We start from the raw sequence: 16,282 nt of genomic DNA, 5'->3' as shown, positions 1-16,282 counted from the left end.
GCCGTTGCATGCCGTTTACCGCTCATTATGCCTACCGAATTCGGTAACCCGTCCTTAATGGCGTGCATCTAGTCTGAATTGCGCGTGGGGCAGGACCGTCGCGCCCGTCCAGGATGGCCGGTGATTGCGTACGCGGGTGGAGTAATTTCATGGATATTATGACGGGCGTCGGGCTCTTGGCGGGCATCATCGTCATCGCCGTCATGATGCTGCTCGGCGGCGATGTCGAGATGTTCATCAGCGAGCACGCCATGATCATCATCTTCGGCGGCTCGATCGCGGCCACCATGATCCGCTTTCCGCTTGGTGCGATGCTGCACGGCCTGCCGCTCGGCGCCAAATTCGCCTTCACGATGAGCCGGCTGTCGGCGCGCGACCTGGTCGACGAACTCGCCCGCATCGCCGAGATCGCCCGCAAGCAGGGACCGGTCGGGCTGGAAAAGGTCGAGACCGACGAGCCGTTCCTGGCCAAGGGCATCCGCTACGTCGCCGACGGCTACGATCTCGAATTCATCCGCGACAATCTCGAGCGCGACCGCGACAATTTCCTCATGCATCTCGACGAGGGCAGCAAGATCTATCGCGCGATCGGCGACTGCGCGCCGGCCTTCGGCATGATCGGCACGCTGATCGGCATGGTGCAGATGTTCGCCAACATGACCGACCCCTCGAAGCTCGGCCCGTTCATGGCGACTGCGCTGCTCGCCACCCTCTACGGCGCGCTGGTCGCCAACCTGTTCTGTCTGCCGATTGCCGACAAGCTGCACGGCAAGCTGCTCGACGAGGAAACCAACCGGACCCTGATCATCGACGGCATTTTGATGATCCGCGATTCCAAGAGCCCGGCTCTGGTGCGCGAAATGCTGCTGGCCTACCTGCCGGAGAAACACCGTCACGCGGAAGGTGAGCCGGTGCCGGCCTAGGCCGGCGTGGGGGACGTGCACCGGAGCTAGGGGATGGCCAAGAAAAAACGCGGCGACGCGCATGGTGGCGGGCACGGCTGGTTCGTGACCTTCGCCGACCTGATGGGTCTGATGATGAGCTTCTTCGTGATGCTCGTCGCGTTTTCCACCATGGACAACAACAAGCTCAAGATCGTCGCCGGTTCGATGCGCGACGCCTTCGGCGTGCAGACCGAAGCGCGCTACTCGGGCATCGTCGAATCCGACGGTCTGCCGACGCGGCCGAAACTCAAGAATGCGGCGCATGTTTCCCCGGAGGAGACCTCGAACACGCCGAGCCCCGAGCAGGAGGAGCGCCAGCACACCAATGGCGCCAAGCTGAAGACCGACCGTCAGTTCGCGCTGGCCTCGGCGTCGCTGCGCCAGGCGCTGCAGGACATGCCGGAAATGACCGAGATCTCCAAGCACATCATGTTCGAGGAGACCAAGCAGGGCCTCAATCTCGAGATCGTCGACCAGGACGGACGCTCGATGTTCGCCGACGGTTCGAAGGTGCCCCTGGACCGCACCCGGCGGCTGATCGAGAAGCTGGCTGCGCCGCTCAAGGCGACGCCGCTCCGGGTCCAGATCACCGGACACACGGCAGCCGGCTTCGTTCCTGCCCGCAGCGATTATGGTGGATTCGACCTGTCGGCGGATCGCGCCAATGCCGTGCGACAGATCCTGGAGCGGGAAGGGCTGCCGGCGAGCCACATCTTTGCGGTCTCTGGCAAGGCGGACAGCCAGCCGCTGTTCCCGGACGACCCTTCGCTGTCGGCCAACCGCCGTGTGACGATCACCCTGATGCGGGAAGACCCGCCATTGCCGCCGGACCTCAAGCCGTAATCCTCGGTCTCGGCGCTCCCCATCATCGTCGTCACGCTGAGTCGTTTGCGAACGCAAACGAAGCGCATCGGGAGCCTTCGCTGCCGTCTGCGGCGGATCGCGCATGTGCGTCAGTTTGTCTGCGGCGGTTGTGACTTACCGCGGTGCGGGACGAGATACGCCGTGAGGTCGTGCTTCTTTGGTTGCAGGAGATGGGCCAAGCTCTGTTAGGGTAGAGACTCGATTGCGGTAGAGACTTGACCCGCGGCCGGTCTGCGTCCACACGCGCCGGGCCAAACAGGGAAACTATGTTCCGAGCCACATGACGGCCAGCGCCACATCGACCGAAGGACAGGAAACCGCGACCACATCCGGTTTCTGGGGGCTCACGCTCGGCAGCATCGGTGTCGTGTTTGGCGACATCGGCACCTCGCCTCTGTACGCGTTCCGGGAAGCCGCGCATGGCGCCGCTCAGGGGCAGCCGGTGTCGCGGATGATCGTGCTCGGTGTTCTCTCCCTGATTCTCTGGTCGCTATTCGTCGTGGTGACGGCCAAATACGTGCTGCTGCTGCTCCGGGCAGACAACAATGGCGAGGGCGGAACGCTGTCGCTGATGGCGCTCGGCCAGCGGGCGTTGGGTCGTCGAAGCATGCTGCTGATGGCCCTGGGCGTGATCGGCGCCTCGATGTTCATCGGCGATTCCATGATCACGCCGGCGATCTCGGTGCTGTCGGCGGTCGAAGGCCTCAAGCTCGCCGCGCCGGCGCTCGAGCACTATGTCGTGCCGCTCACGGTATTCATCCTGGTCGTGCTGTTCGCGGTGCAGAGCAAGGGAACCGCGCGGGTCGCGACCGCCTTCGGCCCGGTGATGGTCACGTGGTTCGCGAGCCTGGCCGTGATGGGCATCGTCCATATCAGCGACGATCCGTCGGTCCTGGCAGCGATCAATCCATACTATGCGGTGCATTTCCTGCTCTCCCATGGGACGATCGGTCTTGTCACGCTGGGGGCGGTGTTTCTCGCGGTCACCGGCGGCGAGGCGCTATATGCGGATCTCGGCCATTTCGGGCGCAAGCCGATCCAGTCGGCATGGCTGTTCTTCGTGCTTCCCGCACTGCTGATCAATTATTTCGGGCAGGGCGCCCTGGTGCTGTCCGATCCCGGGGCGATCGAAAATTCCTTTTACCGGATGGTGCCGGAGATCCTGCTGCTGCCGCTGGTGGTGCTCGCGACCGCCGCGACCGTGATCGCGAGCCAGGCGGTGATCACCGGCGCGTACTCGCTGGTGAGTCAGGCGGTGCAGCTCGGCCTGCTGCCGCGTTTCGAGGTCCGCTATACGTCGGAGAGCCATGCCGGGCAAATCTATCTGCCGCGGGTCAACCGGCTGCTTCTGATCGGCGTGATGCTGCTGGTTCTGTTGTTCCGGACGTCGAGCAACCTCGCCTCGGCCTACGGCATCGCGGTGTCCACCACCATGGTCGCCGACGGCATCATGGGCTTCGTGGTGATCTGGAAGCTCTGGAACCTGCGCGCCGCGGTCGCGGCGGCGGTCATCGCGCCGTTCGTCATCGTCGACATGAGTTTCTTCGCCGCCAATCTGCTGAAGCTGTTGGAGGGCGCCTGGGTGCCGCTGCTGTTCGGCGCGGCGATGGTGGTGACGATCTGGACCTGGCGGCGCGGCTCGGCGATCCTGACGCTCAAGACCCGCAAGATCGAGGTCCCGCTGGACGATCTGGTCGCCAGCCTGGAGAAACGGCCGCCGCACATCGTGAAGGGGACTGCGGTGTTCCTCACCAGCGATCCGACGTCGGTGCCGACGGCGTTGCTGCATAATCTCAAGCACAACAAGGTGCTGCACGAGCACAACGTGATCCTGACCATCGAGACCGCGCAGACGCCGCGGGTCGACGTATCGGAACGGGTGCGCATGGAGAAGATCAGCGAGAAGTTCTCCAAGGTGCGGCTGCGCTTCGGCTTCATGGAATCGCCGAACGTCCCCCGGGCGCTCGCGGTGGCCCGCAAGCTCGGCTGGCAGTTCGACATCATGTCGACGTCGTTCTTCGTCTCGCGCCGCTCGCTGAAGCCGTCGTCCCAATCCGGCATGCCGGCATGGCAGGACAGTCTGTTCATCGCGCTCAGCCGGTCCGCCAACGACGCGACGGACTACTTCCAGATTCCGACGGGGCGTGTGGTCGAGGTCGGTACCCAGGTAACGATTTAGGAGTTCCTTCGGGCCGTGCCCGGCCCAAGGTATGAAACTATGCGGGGCTAACGTGCGGGATGTGCATGGCTTCCGAGGCGCACTGCAGATATAAGCCGCGCGCTCTGCCCCTTGTGCAGCGAAGCATTAACAAGTCCTCGAGGGGGCTACCCCATGACAGCTGACGTCGTCGCCACGCCCGCGGAAGCGCCGGCGACAAACGGGCATGGCAATGCCCATTCCACGGCCAGCTTCACTGCGCTGACGCTGGGGAGCATCGGCGTCGTCTACGGCGATATCGGTACCAGCCCACTCTACGCGCTGCGCGAGGCCGTGATGGCTGCGAGCAGCACCGGCGAGCCGGCGCCGCACGCTGTCATGGGCGTGGTGTCCCTGATCCTGTGGGCGCTCGTCGTCGTCGTCACCCTCAAATACGTCGTGATCCTGCTGCGCGCCGACAACCATGGCGAGGGCGGAACTTTGGCGTTGATGGCGCTCGCCCAGCGCGCAGTCACGCGCGGTGCCAGCACCATCGTCCTGCTCGGCATCATCTCGGGCGCGCTGTTCTACGGTGACGCGGTGATCACGCCGGCTTTGTCCGTGCTGTCGGCGATCGAGGGCACCAAGCTGGTTACGGCCGCTTTCGACCCCTACGTCGTGCCGCTCACGGTGATCATTCTGGTCCTGCTCTTCGCGGTCCAGGTGCGCGGCACGGCCAAGGTCGCGGCGTTCTTCGGCCCGATCATGCTGATCTGGTTCCTGGTAATCGGGATCGCGGCATTCCCGCCGATCCTGCGCCATCCGGAGGTGCTGTGGGCGATCAACCCGCTCCATGCCGTGACCTTCATGCTGCATCACGGCATCATTGGTTTCATCACGCTCGGCGCCGTGTTCCTGGCGGTGACGGGGGCGGAGGCGCTGTATGCTGATCTCGGTCATTTCGGCAAGAAGCCGATCCAGGCCGCGTGGCTCTTCATCGTGCTGCCGTCGCTCGCGCTGAACTATCTGGGGCAGGGGGCGCTGGTGATCGCCGACGCCAAGGCGATCGAGAATCCGTTCTTCCTGATGTTCCCCGAATGGGCTCTGATTCCGATGGTCGCGCTCGCCACGATGGCGACGGTCATCGCCAGCCAGGCCGTCATCACCGGCGCCTATTCGCTGACCCGTCAGGCGATCCAGCTCGGCCTGCTGCCGCGCTTCGAGATCCGCCACACCTCCGAGGCGCATTCGGGCCAGATCTACATTCCGCGCATCAACAAGCTGCTGCTGCTGTCGGTGGTGCTGCTGGTGTTGCTGTTCAAATCGTCGAGCGCGCTGGCCTCGGCCTATGGGATCTCGGTCACCGGCACCATGGTCGTGACGGCGATGATGGGCTTCGTCGTCATTTGGAAGGTCTGGCGGTGGTCGCCATGGGCGGCGGCCGCGCTGATCGCGCCGTTCCTGTTCCTGGATCTGACCTTCCTGTCCGCCAACCTGCTGAAAGTGTTCGAGGGCGGCTGGGTGCCGCTGGCGCTGGGCGGCTTCGTGATGACGCTGATGTATACGTGGCGGCGCGGCAGCCGGCTGCTGTTCGAGAAGTCGCGCAAGCTGGAATTCCCGCTCGCCGATCTCGTCGCGATGCTGGAGAAGCGACCGCCGCAGCGGGTGCCGGGAACGGCGGTGTTCCTGACATCGGATCCGCTGAGCGCGCCGACCGCGCTGATGCACAGCCTCAAGCACTACAAGGTGCTGCACGAGAAGAACGTGATCCTGACCATCGAGACCGCGCCGACGCCGCGCATCGATCCGGCGGAGCGCGTGCGGCTGGAACAGATCAGCCCGACCTTTTCCAAGGTCACCTTGCGCTTCGGCTTCATGGAATCGCCGAACGTGCCGAAGGCGCTGGCGATTGCGCGCAAGCTCGGTTGGCAGTTCGACATCATGTCGACCTCGTTCTTCCTGTCGCGCCGCGCGCTGAAGCCGGCGGCGCATTCCGGCATGCCGCGCTGGCAGGATCATCTGTTCATCACCATGAGCCGCTCGGCCAACGATGCCACCGACTACTTCCAGATTCCGAGCGGCCGGGTGGTCGAGGTGGGCACGCAGGTCACGATCTGACGCGGCTGCGGCCAAGCGGCCAAGTCCCGTCGGGGACTTGCCGAACCGCTTGATTTTCCCGGCGTCTGGGGCGAGTTTGGCGCCGCTCGGGGGCCGAGGCGGCTCTACGGAAGGCTTGGAGGATGGGCGTGGCTGTTGTGCACGATTTGACGCCGCAGGACGTGGCCAAGGGGATCGCCGAGGGGCGAATTCTTCTGGTCGATGTGCGTGAGCCGAACGAAGTTTCTGCCGAAGCCTATCCGGACGGCATCGTCGTTCCGCTGTCGAGTTTCGACCCGAAGCTGATCCCCGATCCCGCCGGCAAGGACGTCGTGTTCGCCTGCCGTTCGGGCAAGCGTTCGGTCACCGCTTCGATGGCCGCTCAGGCCGCCGGTCTGCCCTATGACAAGCATCTCCAGGGCGGGATGCTGGGTTGGAAAGCGGCCGGCCTGCCGGTCAAGACCGGCGGCTGACACGCCATCATGATCTCGCAGAACAAGGTCTTCGCCGACCTGCCCGTCACCATTTTCGAGCAGATGTCGCAGCTCGCGCGCGACAACGACGCCATCAATCTGGGGCAGGGCTTTCCCGACGACCCCGGACCGGAAGATATCCGGCGGGCCGCGGCCGATGCGGTCCTGAACGGCTACAACCAGTACCCGTCGATGATGGGCCTGCCGGAGCTGCGCCACGCCATCGCCGCCCACTACAAGCACTGGCACAAGCTTGATCTCGACCCGATGAGCGAGGTCATGGTGACCTCGGGCGGCACCGAGGCTCTGACCTCGGCGATCCTGTCGGTGGTCGAGCCGGGCGACGAGGTGATCTGCTTCCAGCCGGTCTATGATTCGTACCTGCCGATCATCCGCCAGGCCGGCGGCATTCCGCGCCTCGTGCGGCTCGAGCCGCCGCATTGGCGGCTGTCGGAGGAGATGCTGCGGCAGGCGTTCTCGCCGAAGACCAAGGCGGTGCTGTTCAACAACCCCCTCAATCCGGCCGCCGTGGTCTATCCGCGCGAGGATCTGGAGCTGCTGGCGCGCTTCTGCCAGGAGTTCGACGCGGTCGCGATCTGCGACGAGGTCTGGGAGCACGTGGTGTTCGACGGCCGCGAGCACATCCCGCTGATCACCATTCCCGGCATGCGCGACCGCACCATCAAGGTCGGCTCGGCCGGCAAGATCTTCTCGCTCACCGGCTGGAAGATCGGCTTCGTCTGCGCCGCGCCGCAGCTCCTGCGCGTCGCCGCCAAGGTGCACCAGTTCCTGACCTTCACGACGGCGCCGAACCTGCAGATGGCCGTGGCCTATGGCCTCGGCAAACCCGACGACTACTTCGTCGACATGCGCACCGAACTCGCGCGCAGCCGCGACCGGCTCACGGCAGGCCTCGAAGGCCTCGGCTTTCCGGTGCTGAAGGCGCAGGGGACCTACTTCCTCACCGTCGACCTGTCGCCGCTCGGGCTCAACGAGACCGACGAGCAGTTCTGCCGCCGCATCGTGCACGACTACAAGGTGGCCGCGATCCCGGTGTCGGCCTTCTATGAGAAGGATGCCGTGACCTCGGTCGTCAGGTTCTGCTTCGCCAAGAAGGACGCGACGCTCGATACGGCGCTGGAGCGTCTGTCCGACGCCATCCATCGACGCTAGGAGATCAGGTTCATGACGGTCGGCCGCATCCGCTCAGCCCTGGCTCTCGCCGCTGCCGCGCTGACGCTCTCGGGGCCGGCCGGTCGCGCCGAAGAGCGCGTCGTGAACTTCTACAATTGGTCGAACTACATGGCGCCGGGAGTTCTCGACGACTTCACCAGGGAGACCGGGATCAAGGTCGTCTACGACACCTTCGACGCCAACGAGACCCTGGAGACGCGGTTGTTGGCCGGCAAGTCCGGCTATGACGTCGTGGTGCCGACGGCCTATTTCCTGCAGCGCCAGATCAAGGCGAAGATCTTCCAGCCGCTCGACAGGTCGAAGCTGCCCAATCTCGCCAATGCGTGGCCGGTCGTGACCGAGCGTCTCGCCATCTACGATCCCGGCAATCAGTTCGCCGCCAACTACATGTGGGGCACGACCGGGATCGGCTACAACGTCAAGGCGATCGAGAAGATCCTGGGCGCAGGCGCGCGGCTCGACAGCTGGGACATGGTGTTCAAGCCGGAGAATCTCGCCAAGTTCAAGAATTGCGGCGTCCACATGCTGGACTCCGCCGACGACATCTTCCCGGCGGCGCTGAACTATCTCGGCCTCGACCCGAACTCGACCCGGCAGGCCGACCTGGAGAAGGCGGCCGAGGTGGTCGGCAAGGTCGCGCCGTCAGTGCGCAAGTTTCATTCGTCGGAATATCTGAGCGCGCTCGCCACCGGCGAGATCTGCCTCGTCGTCGGCTGGTCCGGCGACATCATGCAGGCGCGAAGCCGCGCCGAGGAGGCCAAGAACGGCATCGAGATCGGCTATGCGATCCCGAAGGAGGGCGCGCAGATGTTTTTCGACAATTTTGCGATTCCCGCCGACGCCCAGCACGTCACGGAAGCCTATCAGCTGATCAACTACCTCTATCGGCCAGAGGTCGCCGCCAAGAACTCGGACTTCCTGTCCTACGCCAACGGCAATCTGGCGAGCCAGAAGCTGATCGATCCAAAAATCCTCGGCGACAGGAACATCTACCCGGACGAGGCGACGCTGAAGAAGCTGTTCGTCATCACCGCCCGCGAACCGGCGACGCAGCGGATCATCAACCGGCTGTGGACCAGGGTGAAGACGGGACGGTGAGGCCTGTGCGTCGACGCCATGGGGTGCGCGAGCCGCACCAACGGTGACGGCCCTCATTCCCTCTTAGTTGATAGGCGCGGTGCGCCCGCGCCTCGAGAAATGGAGGGAGCAGGGGCGCGGACTTGTTCGACGCGTTTTTTCACGCAAACCGGTGTCCACTTCGCGTGAAGACAATTCGTGTCCTCGCGCCGAGCGGCGCTTTACAGGACCATCTCGGGGACGTGCTCGGGCACGACCAGGCGTGCGGTGGTGGCGGCGACGACGTCGGCCGGCGTCACGCCGGGGGCGACTTCGCGCAGCACGAGGCCGTCGTCGGTCGGCTCGATCACGGCCATTTCGGTGACGATGAGGTCGACGCGGCGTAGCGAGGTCAGCGGCAGCGTGCATTTCGGCACGATCTTCGGCGCGCCCTTCGCGGTGTGCGTCATGGCGACGATGACCTTTTTCGCGCCAGTGACGAGGTCCATGGCGCCGCCCATGCCCGGCACCATCTTGCCGGGCACGACCCAGTTGGCGAGTTGGCCGGCCTCGTCGACCTCGAGACCGCCGAGCACGGTGACGTCGAGATGGCCGCCACGGATCAAGCCGAACGAGGTGCAGCTGTCGAAGGCGGCGGCGCCGGGCACCGCCGAGATCGGGCTGCCGCCGGCGTCGGTGAGATCGTCATTGGCCACCGACATGTCGGCAAGCGCCTGCATGCCGATGATGCCATTCTCCGACTGGAAGGCGACGGTGACGTCCTTCGGCAGATGTGCGGCGACCAGGGTCGGCAGGCCGATGCCGAGATTGGCCAGCATGCCGTCGGAGAGCTCGCGGGCGACGCGTTTGGCGATGCGGGTCTTGTCATCCATGATGCTTCTCCTTGCCGACGAGATGATCGACGACGACATGCGGGGTCACGATCTGGTCCGGCGTCATCGCGCCGACCGGGACGATGTCGTGCGGCTCGGCGATGACCGTGTCGGCCGCCATCGCCATGATCGGATTGAAGTTGCGCGCGGTAAGCGCGTATTCGAGATTGCCGTAGTAATCGGCGCGCTTGGCCGCGATCAGCGCGAAGTCGGCGCGGATCGCTTCCTCGATCAGCCAGACCCGGCCGTTCAGCTCGACCGTCGCCTTGCCTTTCGCGGCCGTGGTGCCAAGCCCGGTCTCGGTGAGTACGCCGCCGAGGCCGTGGCCGCCGGAGCGGATGCGCTCGGCGAGCGAGCCCTGCGGGATCAGCTCGACCTCGAGATCGCCCGCAATCATCTGGCGCTGCGTCTCGGGGTTGGTGCCGATGTGGCTGGCCACGACCTTCTTGATCGCGCGGGCGTCGATCAGCTTGCCGATGCCGATGCCGGGGCGGGCGGTGTCATTGGCGATGACGGTCAGGTCCTTGCGGCCGAGGTGGACCAACTCGTCGATGATGCGCTCGGGCGTGCCGACGCCCATGAAGCCGCCGATCATCAGCACGGCTCCATCGGGCACCATGGCGGCAGCGGCCGCCGACGTGATGCGGTTTTTCATATCTCAGACTCGTGGGTGAAGGGATCAGGAAGGCTGACCGACGGACGGCTCAATGTCCGCCCGTCGGTCGGCTGCGTCAGCGCAGCGCGCTGTCGGGGATCTCCATGTCGAGCAGCGCCGAGGCCAGGCACTTGCCGTGGGCATCCAGTGCCAGCGAGCGGGTGACGCCGCCACCGAGCGCTTCCTGCATGACGAAGTTCATCGCGCCGAGCGTCGGGATCGTGTAGCGCACCACCTTGCCGTTCACGATGCCGGCGAAGTGCTGCTTGATCCGCTCCGGGGTCAAATAGGCTTCGAGCGCCGGAAAGTTCTTCCGGTCGAAGGCGATGACGGAAATGTTGGAAATGTCGCCCTTGTCGCCAGTACGGGAGTGGGCGATATCGCGCAGCTTCATGATCAGGCCTCCAGGATTTCGACGGACGGCGCCACCGCCTCGCGCGGCAGAAGCGCCGACAGCATGGCAACGACCGGACGTGCCGACTTCCACGCGCCGCCGCCTCCGGCGGGGCCGTTGGTGTAGAGCGTCTCGACCTCGTTGCCGATCCTCACGGCCTCGGCCATGGAGGCGGTGCGGCAGGTGACGCGGATGCGCACTTCCGACGGCTCGGCTTTGCCTTCGGCCAGCACGGGGCCGTGGATGGCGTCGACGCCGATCAGCTCGAAGCGCTCCTCGGTCGTCTTCACGCCGGTGAGCTTCAGGCGCTCCTTGACGATCTCCAATGCCAGCCTGCCGCGCGCGACGGCACCGGCGCCGGCATAGGACATCTGGCCTTCGCCGATGCAACCGTCCTTGTAGCCGACCGAGACCTTCAGCGTAGCCGGGCGCTCGCGCCCCGTGACGCCGCTGACTCGGACGCGATCGATTGCCTCCTCGACGAAGGTGATGTTGGAGAAATCCGCGATCACATCGGGCGTGTAGTACGCGGTGGGATCGTGGATCTCATAGAGGATCTGTTCGGAGCAGGTCGCGGTGGTCACCCGGCCGCCGGAGCCCGCGACCTTGGTGATGACGAAGGCACCGTCCTCGGTGACCTCGGCGATCGGAAAGCCGAGACGGGCGAGACCGGCGACATCTTTGACCCCAGGATCGGCGAAGTAGCCGCCGGTGACCTGGCCGCCGCATTCGAGCAGGTGGCCGACGGCCGTTCCCTTGCCGAGCCTGTCCCAGTCGTCCATGGCCCAGCCGAACTCATGCACCAGCGGCGCCAGGAACAGCGCGGGGTCGGCGACGCGTCCGGTGATCACCACATCCGCGCCCGCGCGCAGTGCGTCGATGATCGGCGCGATACCGAGATAGGCATTGGCCGAGACCAGAACTTCCTTCATCGCGGAGGCCGGCTGGCCGGTTTCGGTGATGGTGGTGTCGGTCGCGATCAGTTCGGTCAGAACGTCGTCACCGAGCACGGCGGCGATCTTCAACGAGAGGCCGAGCTCCTTGGCGATATCTTGCACCCTCGCCGCGGCAGCAGCCGGGTTGGCGGCGCCCATGTTGGTGATGATCTTGATGCCCTTGGCCGTTGCCGTCGGCAGCACCGCGCGCATGCGGGCATCGAGCAGCGCGTCATAGCCGGCCTTGGGGTTGGCGAGCTTGGCCTGCTGGCCGATGGCGATGGTGCGCTCGGCCAGGCACTCGAAGGCGAGATAGGTGATGTCGCCCTTCTCGACCAGCTCGACAGCCGGTTCGATGCGGTCGCCGGAATAGCCGGCGCCCGAGCCAATACGGATGGTTCTCATGATGCGATGTCCCTGGTTGTGGCGTCGGTCAGACGGGGATGACGCCGGTGAGGACGGCGGCGATGGTCATGATGATCGTAGCGCCGAACAGGTACTTGAAGGCGAACTTCTGATGGTCGCGCAGCTCGATCTGCGACAGGCCGACGACCAGGAAGGTGGCCGGGGTCAGCGGGCTGACCGGGAAGCCGGTGGTCATCTGCCCGAGCACGGCGGCCTGGCCCATCGTGATCGGCTGCACACCGAACGACTTGCCGACTTCCGCCAGCACCGGCAGGACACCGAAGTAGAAGCTGTCGGGATCGAACAGCATCGACAGCGGCATGGAGACGAGGCCGAGCATGACCGGCAATTGCTGGCCGAGGCCGGCCGGCACATAGGCGACGGCGGTGGTGGCGAGCGCCTTCAGCATGCCGGTGCCGGTCATGATGCCGGTGAAGCTGCCGGCGGCGAACAGGATCGAGGCCATCATCAGCGCCGCCTTGGCGTGCGCGTCGATGCGCTTCTTCTGGTCGCCGACGACCGGATAGTTCATCATCAGTGCCAGCACGGTGCCGAGCATGAACATCACGACCGGATCGACCCAGCCGCCGATCATGACGGTCATGATCGCGATGGTGAGCACGAGGTTCGGAATGAACAGGCGCGGACGGCGCAGCTCCAGTTCGGCCTCGCTGAGCTTGCGCTCCAGCGCCGGCGCGTCCTTCATGTCCACGAGGCCGAGCCGCTTCTCTTCGCGCTTGCCGAGCCAATAGGCGACGCCGAACGAGAACATCCAGCCGGCGGCCTGCGCCGGGATCAGCGGGTTGAAGATATCCGTCGTGGTGACGTGCAGCGCGCTGGCGGCGCGGATCACCGGGCCGGTCCAGGGCAGGAAGTTCACGCCGGCCGCGAGCGAGGCGCACAGCGCGAGAATGCGCTTGTCCATGCCCAGCCGCTCGTAGAGCGGCAGCATCGCCGGAATGGTGACGAGAAACGTCACCGCGCCCGAGCCGTCGAGATGGACGAGGCCCGCGAGCAGCATGGTGCCGCAGGTAATGCGGGCAGGGCGCAGGCCAACGCGCTTGAGGATCGCATTGATGATCGGATCGAGCATGCCGGCATCGGTCATGATGCCGAAGAACAGGATCGCGAACACGAACATGCCGGCGGTCGGCGCGACCGAGGCGATGCCCTTGATCATGAACTGCGCGGTGCCGAGGCCGAAGCCGGCGGCGAGGGCGCCGATGACGGGGAAGAGAATGAGCGCCGCCAGCGGCGCCACCCAGTTGCGGAGGATCGCCACCAGCATGATGGCGATGACGGCCAAGCCGATTGCGGCTAGCATTAGTCACCTATCTCAACTTCATTTCACACTCCACTTTTGTGTTCGACAGAGAACTGCGCCTCAAGCGCGATGATTTTATATGTTTATGCGCGAACTGGATTAATCGGTGCGTATTTGCAGGGGATCTGCGACAAAAAATACTCATTTGACCTAGATCAAGGGTTCTCCTGACTGCGCCCTCACAAGGGACGGCCAGGAAATACTTGGCTGTGCCGGTATTGGAGGCATATTCATTCATTATGCGGATAAATATCGCGCCACAGCAGCTTGCGGCATTCATCGTCGTTGCGGAGACGTGCAGCTTCAGTGAGGCGGCCGGACGGCTCGCGATGTCGCAACCGGCGCTGAGCCGGCTGATCCGTCTGATCGAAGATACGCTCGGCACACGCCTGTTCGATCGCGACACGCGCAACGTGACGCTGACGCCGGCAGGGCGCGAACTGCTGCCGATCGCGCAGCGCATCGTGCGCGAATTCGATTCCAGCTTCTCTGACCTCGCACGGTTCGTATCCGGCCAGCGCGGCCGCATCTCCATCGCCACCTTGCCGTCGATCGCGGCGGTGCTGCTGCCGGGGGCCATCGCACGCTTTCGGGCCAAGCGGCCGGATGTGGACTTCCACATCCTCGATGCCCTGTCCGGTACGGCGCAGGAGGCCGTGTTGCGCGGCGAGGCGGAGATCGGTCTCACGGCGCAGCCGCAGCCCGATCGCAGCCTGTCTTTCGCTCCCTTGCTATCGGACGAATTCGGCGTGGTTTGCCGGCGTGACGACGTGTTGGCGCAACTCGGCTCGACGACCTGGGACGTCTTCGCCAGCCGGCCGTTCATTGCGATGGCGGCGGGCACCAGCGTCCGCGCCATCACCGACGCGGCCTTTCTTCAGATCGGCCTTGCCGTGGCGCCGCTGCTGGAATGCTCGTTCCTCGCCACCGCCCGCGCCCTGGTGAATTCCAGACTGGGCATTACCGCGCTGCCGGGCTTGACGGTGCCGCTGATGGCCGAGACCGGCCTGGTGTGGCGGCCCCTCGTGTCGCCGTCGTTCCGCCGCCCGCTCGGCATCATCCGTCGCGCCGGCTCGTCGTTGACTCCGGCAGCGCTGGAATTCATCGGCTACCTGCATACCGAAGTGCGCCAACGCGAGAAGGAAACAGCCGGCGGTTCTGCCATCCATAGCGAAGCCAGCGAGGCGCCGACGGAGTAGGCGCGGCCATGCAGACCGACGGTGGAGAGAAGTGCTCACCGCCATGCTGCGCATGCGCGATGAGTGCGAGAGCCCGGAAGGCATCACCGCGGGCGGGTGCTTCACCGCGACACGGCCACGCCGCACTCCGCTCCGCGTCACGGAATGACGAGGCGAGAACGGCTCCTCCTCTTCATTCCGCTGCGCACGATCAGGGGTGCGAGACCGAACCGCACTTGTCGACTCAACAACAGGGCTAACTAATTTGCGATCCGGTGCATCGCGCAGAGCTTGTTGCCGTCGAGGTCGCGCAAATAGGCGAGATACAGCTTGCCGGCCGAGCCTTCGCGGATCCCGGGCGGATTTTCGCATGTCGTGCCGCCGGCTTCGAGGCCAGCTGCATGCCAGGAGTCGGCCTGTTCGGGGGAGTTGCAGGCAAAGCCGATCGTGCCTCCATTGGCGGGGGTCGCGGGCTCGCCGTTGATCGGCTTCGACACCGAGAAGATGCCGGTCGGTGTGATGTAGAAAATGCGGTGGCCGTCGACCCTGGCCGGCCTCACGCCCAGCGTCCCCAGCAGTCTGTCGTAGAACGCCTTGGCCTTGTCGAGGTCGTTGGTGCCGACCATGATGTGCGAAAACATGCGTGCTTGTCCTCCCTGGAGCTTCCGAACAGCCGTCGGATAGGAGACCAAATTAGCGAGCGACGGCCGGGGAGGTAAGGATTTTCTTCGAACAGACCTATGAGCAGCAAATGATACTGCAGACCTGCTTCCTCGTGGTGGAATTCGACTGGGCGCCGACTAGCGCCAGCGTCGGTGCAGCCAGAGCCATTGCTCGGGATATTCGCGGATCCAGCCCTCGACGACGTCGGTCACGGCCTGTGTCGTGCCCTGGATGTCGATCTGGCCGTCGGCGGTTCGCACCGGCTTCACTTCCTCCGACAGCTCGGCGCGGAAGCCGTTGCCGGGAAGGCGGATGATGCGGACGCCGTGCACGGGGCATTCGACCTGGCGCAGCAGGCGCGCCAGCATCGGGTTGGCGCGGGTCTTGCGGCCGAAGAACGTCACCTCGACGCCGCCGGTCAGGTACTGATCGACCAGCATCGCGACGTGCTGCCCGTTCCTGAGCGCTTCGGCGAGCCGCAGCGGCGCGTCGCGGCCGGCCGGGATCAGCGTGCCCATCTTGACCTGCCGCATCTCCTGGATGATGCGGTCGGCCGCGGCGATGTTGGGCCTGCGGTAGAGGATCGCGGTATCGAGCTTGTGGGCGACGGCGGCGAGCGCCGGCATCTCCCAATTGGCCAGATGGCTCGCGAAGATCAGCGCCGGCTTGCCGTCGAGGCGGAGCTGATGAAACAGCTCGTGGGTTCGGGGCGACAGCTCGATCCGGCTGCGCTCCGGATGCTCCTCGTCGAAGTCCCAGATCTTGTCGAGATGGGCGAACTCGGCGCCGATGCGGCCGAGATTGTCCCAGACGCCGGTGAGGATGGTCTCGATTTCCTGCGGCGATTTTTCGGGAAACGCAGCGGTGAGATTGTCGCGGGCGATGCGCTGCTCGCGCAGCCGGGGTCCGACCATCTGCGCGATGCGCGCGAACAGGTCGGCCGTCTTCTGCGGATCGAAATAGCGCGTCGTCCTGAGCATGCCGACCGTTAGCGCGCCGACGGCGGAGGCCCCGAGCGACTTCACGGCTCGACGGATGACGAGCTGGGTCCGGAGAGGCAGGAGACTCAT

General features: G+C 65.2%; 15 protein-coding genes. 8 read left to right on the top strand and 7 right to left on the bottom strand.

The window, feature by feature from the left end; genetic code table 11:
• Positions 1-149 precede the first annotated feature (149 nt).
• From ACQR1B_RS12165 to ACQR1B_RS12135, 7 genes are all read left to right on the top strand, one after another.
• On the top strand, positions 150-923 hold the full coding sequence (locus ACQR1B_RS12165; RefSeq protein WP_434831872.1) for a motility protein A: 774 nt from the start codon (positions 150-152) through the stop codon (positions 921-923).
• Between the two features lie 33 nt (positions 924-956).
• Positions 957-1,787, top strand: a complete 831-nt coding sequence (locus tag ACQR1B_RS12160) for a flagellar motor protein MotB (protein WP_434831873.1) — start codon at positions 957-959, stop codon at positions 1,785-1,787.
• 301 nt (positions 1,788-2,088) lie between these two features.
• Positions 2,089-3,987 (top strand): potassium transporter Kup, encoded by a 1,899-nt coding sequence (locus ACQR1B_RS12155; RefSeq protein WP_434831874.1) that lies wholly within the window; start codon positions 2,089-2,091, stop codon positions 3,985-3,987.
• Between the two features lie 153 nt (positions 3,988-4,140).
• Entirely contained in the window at positions 4,141-6,063 is a 1,923-nt protein-coding gene (locus ACQR1B_RS12150; protein ID WP_434831875.1) for a potassium transporter Kup, read from the top strand.
• Between the two features lie 122 nt (positions 6,064-6,185).
• Entirely contained in the window at positions 6,186-6,515 is a 330-nt protein-coding gene (locus ACQR1B_RS12145) for a rhodanese-like domain-containing protein (RefSeq protein WP_434831876.1), read from the top strand.
• Positions 6,516-6,524: 9 nt separating this feature from the next.
• The gene (locus ACQR1B_RS12140) at positions 6,525-7,688 is read left to right on the top strand and encodes an aminotransferase (protein WP_434831877.1); all 1,164 of its coding nucleotides are present in this window, start codon (positions 6,525-6,527) and stop codon (positions 7,686-7,688) included.
• A gap of 12 nt (positions 7,689-7,700) precedes the next feature.
• Positions 7,701-8,807, top strand: coding sequence for a polyamine ABC transporter substrate-binding protein (locus ACQR1B_RS12135; protein WP_434831878.1), 1,107 nt, complete (start codon positions 7,701-7,703; stop codon positions 8,805-8,807).
• Between the two features lie 200 nt (positions 8,808-9,007).
• Here ACQR1B_RS12135 and ACQR1B_RS12130 read toward each other — a convergent pair whose 3' ends face one another.
• From ACQR1B_RS12130 to ACQR1B_RS12110, 5 genes are all read right to left on the bottom strand, one after another.
• Positions 9,008-9,658 (bottom strand): 3-oxoacid CoA-transferase subunit B, encoded by a 651-nt coding sequence (locus ACQR1B_RS12130; protein WP_434831879.1) that lies wholly within the window; start codon positions 9,656-9,658, stop codon positions 9,008-9,010.
• Positions 9,651-10,313 (bottom strand): 3-oxoacid CoA-transferase subunit A, encoded by a 663-nt coding sequence (locus ACQR1B_RS12125; protein ID WP_434831880.1) that lies wholly within the window; start codon positions 10,311-10,313, stop codon positions 9,651-9,653. The genes ACQR1B_RS12130 and ACQR1B_RS12125 overlap by 8 nt, the downstream gene beginning before the upstream one ends.
• Before the next feature lie 76 nt (positions 10,314-10,389).
• Positions 10,390-10,707, bottom strand: a complete 318-nt coding sequence (locus ACQR1B_RS12120) for an AtuA-related protein (protein WP_434831881.1) — start codon at positions 10,705-10,707, stop codon at positions 10,390-10,392.
• A gap of 2 nt (positions 10,708-10,709) precedes the next feature.
• Positions 10,710-12,047 carry an acyclic terpene utilization AtuA family protein gene (locus tag ACQR1B_RS12115; protein WP_434831882.1) on the bottom strand — a complete coding sequence of 446 codons (1,338 nt, stop codon included), beginning with the start codon at positions 12,045-12,047 and terminating at the stop codon, positions 10,710-10,712.
• 28 nt (positions 12,048-12,075) lie between these two features.
• Complete coding sequence (locus ACQR1B_RS12110) at positions 12,076-13,371, bottom strand: CitMHS family transporter (protein ID WP_434831883.1); 1,296 nt, start codon at positions 13,369-13,371, stop codon at positions 12,076-12,078.
• Between the two features lie 209 nt (positions 13,372-13,580).
• Here ACQR1B_RS12110 and ACQR1B_RS12105 point away from each other — a divergent pair, with 209 nt between their 5' ends.
• On the top strand, positions 13,581-14,570 hold the full coding sequence (locus ACQR1B_RS12105) for a LysR family transcriptional regulator (protein ID WP_434831979.1): 990 nt from the start codon (positions 13,581-13,583) through the stop codon (positions 14,568-14,570).
• Positions 14,571-14,809: 239 nt separating this feature from the next.
• Here the strand turns inward: ACQR1B_RS12105 and ACQR1B_RS12100 are convergent, their stop codons facing one another.
• Complete coding sequence (locus tag ACQR1B_RS12100) at positions 14,810-15,190, bottom strand: VOC family protein (RefSeq protein ID WP_434831884.1); 381 nt, start codon at positions 15,188-15,190, stop codon at positions 14,810-14,812.
• Positions 15,191-15,349: 159 nt separating this feature from the next.
• Positions 15,350-16,282: a lipid A biosynthesis lauroyl acyltransferase gene (locus ACQR1B_RS12095; RefSeq protein WP_434831885.1), complete on the bottom strand. Its 933-nt coding sequence runs from the start codon at positions 16,280-16,282 to the stop codon at positions 15,350-15,352.

The organism is Bradyrhizobium oligotrophicum, assembly GCF_051168495.1.
GTDB classification, from domain to species: domain Bacteria; phylum Pseudomonadota; class Alphaproteobacteria; order Rhizobiales; family Xanthobacteraceae; genus Bradyrhizobium; species Bradyrhizobium oligotrophicum_A.
Note: the sequence above shows the minus strand (reverse complement) of the source record. Positions and strands in the feature narration are given on the sequence as shown.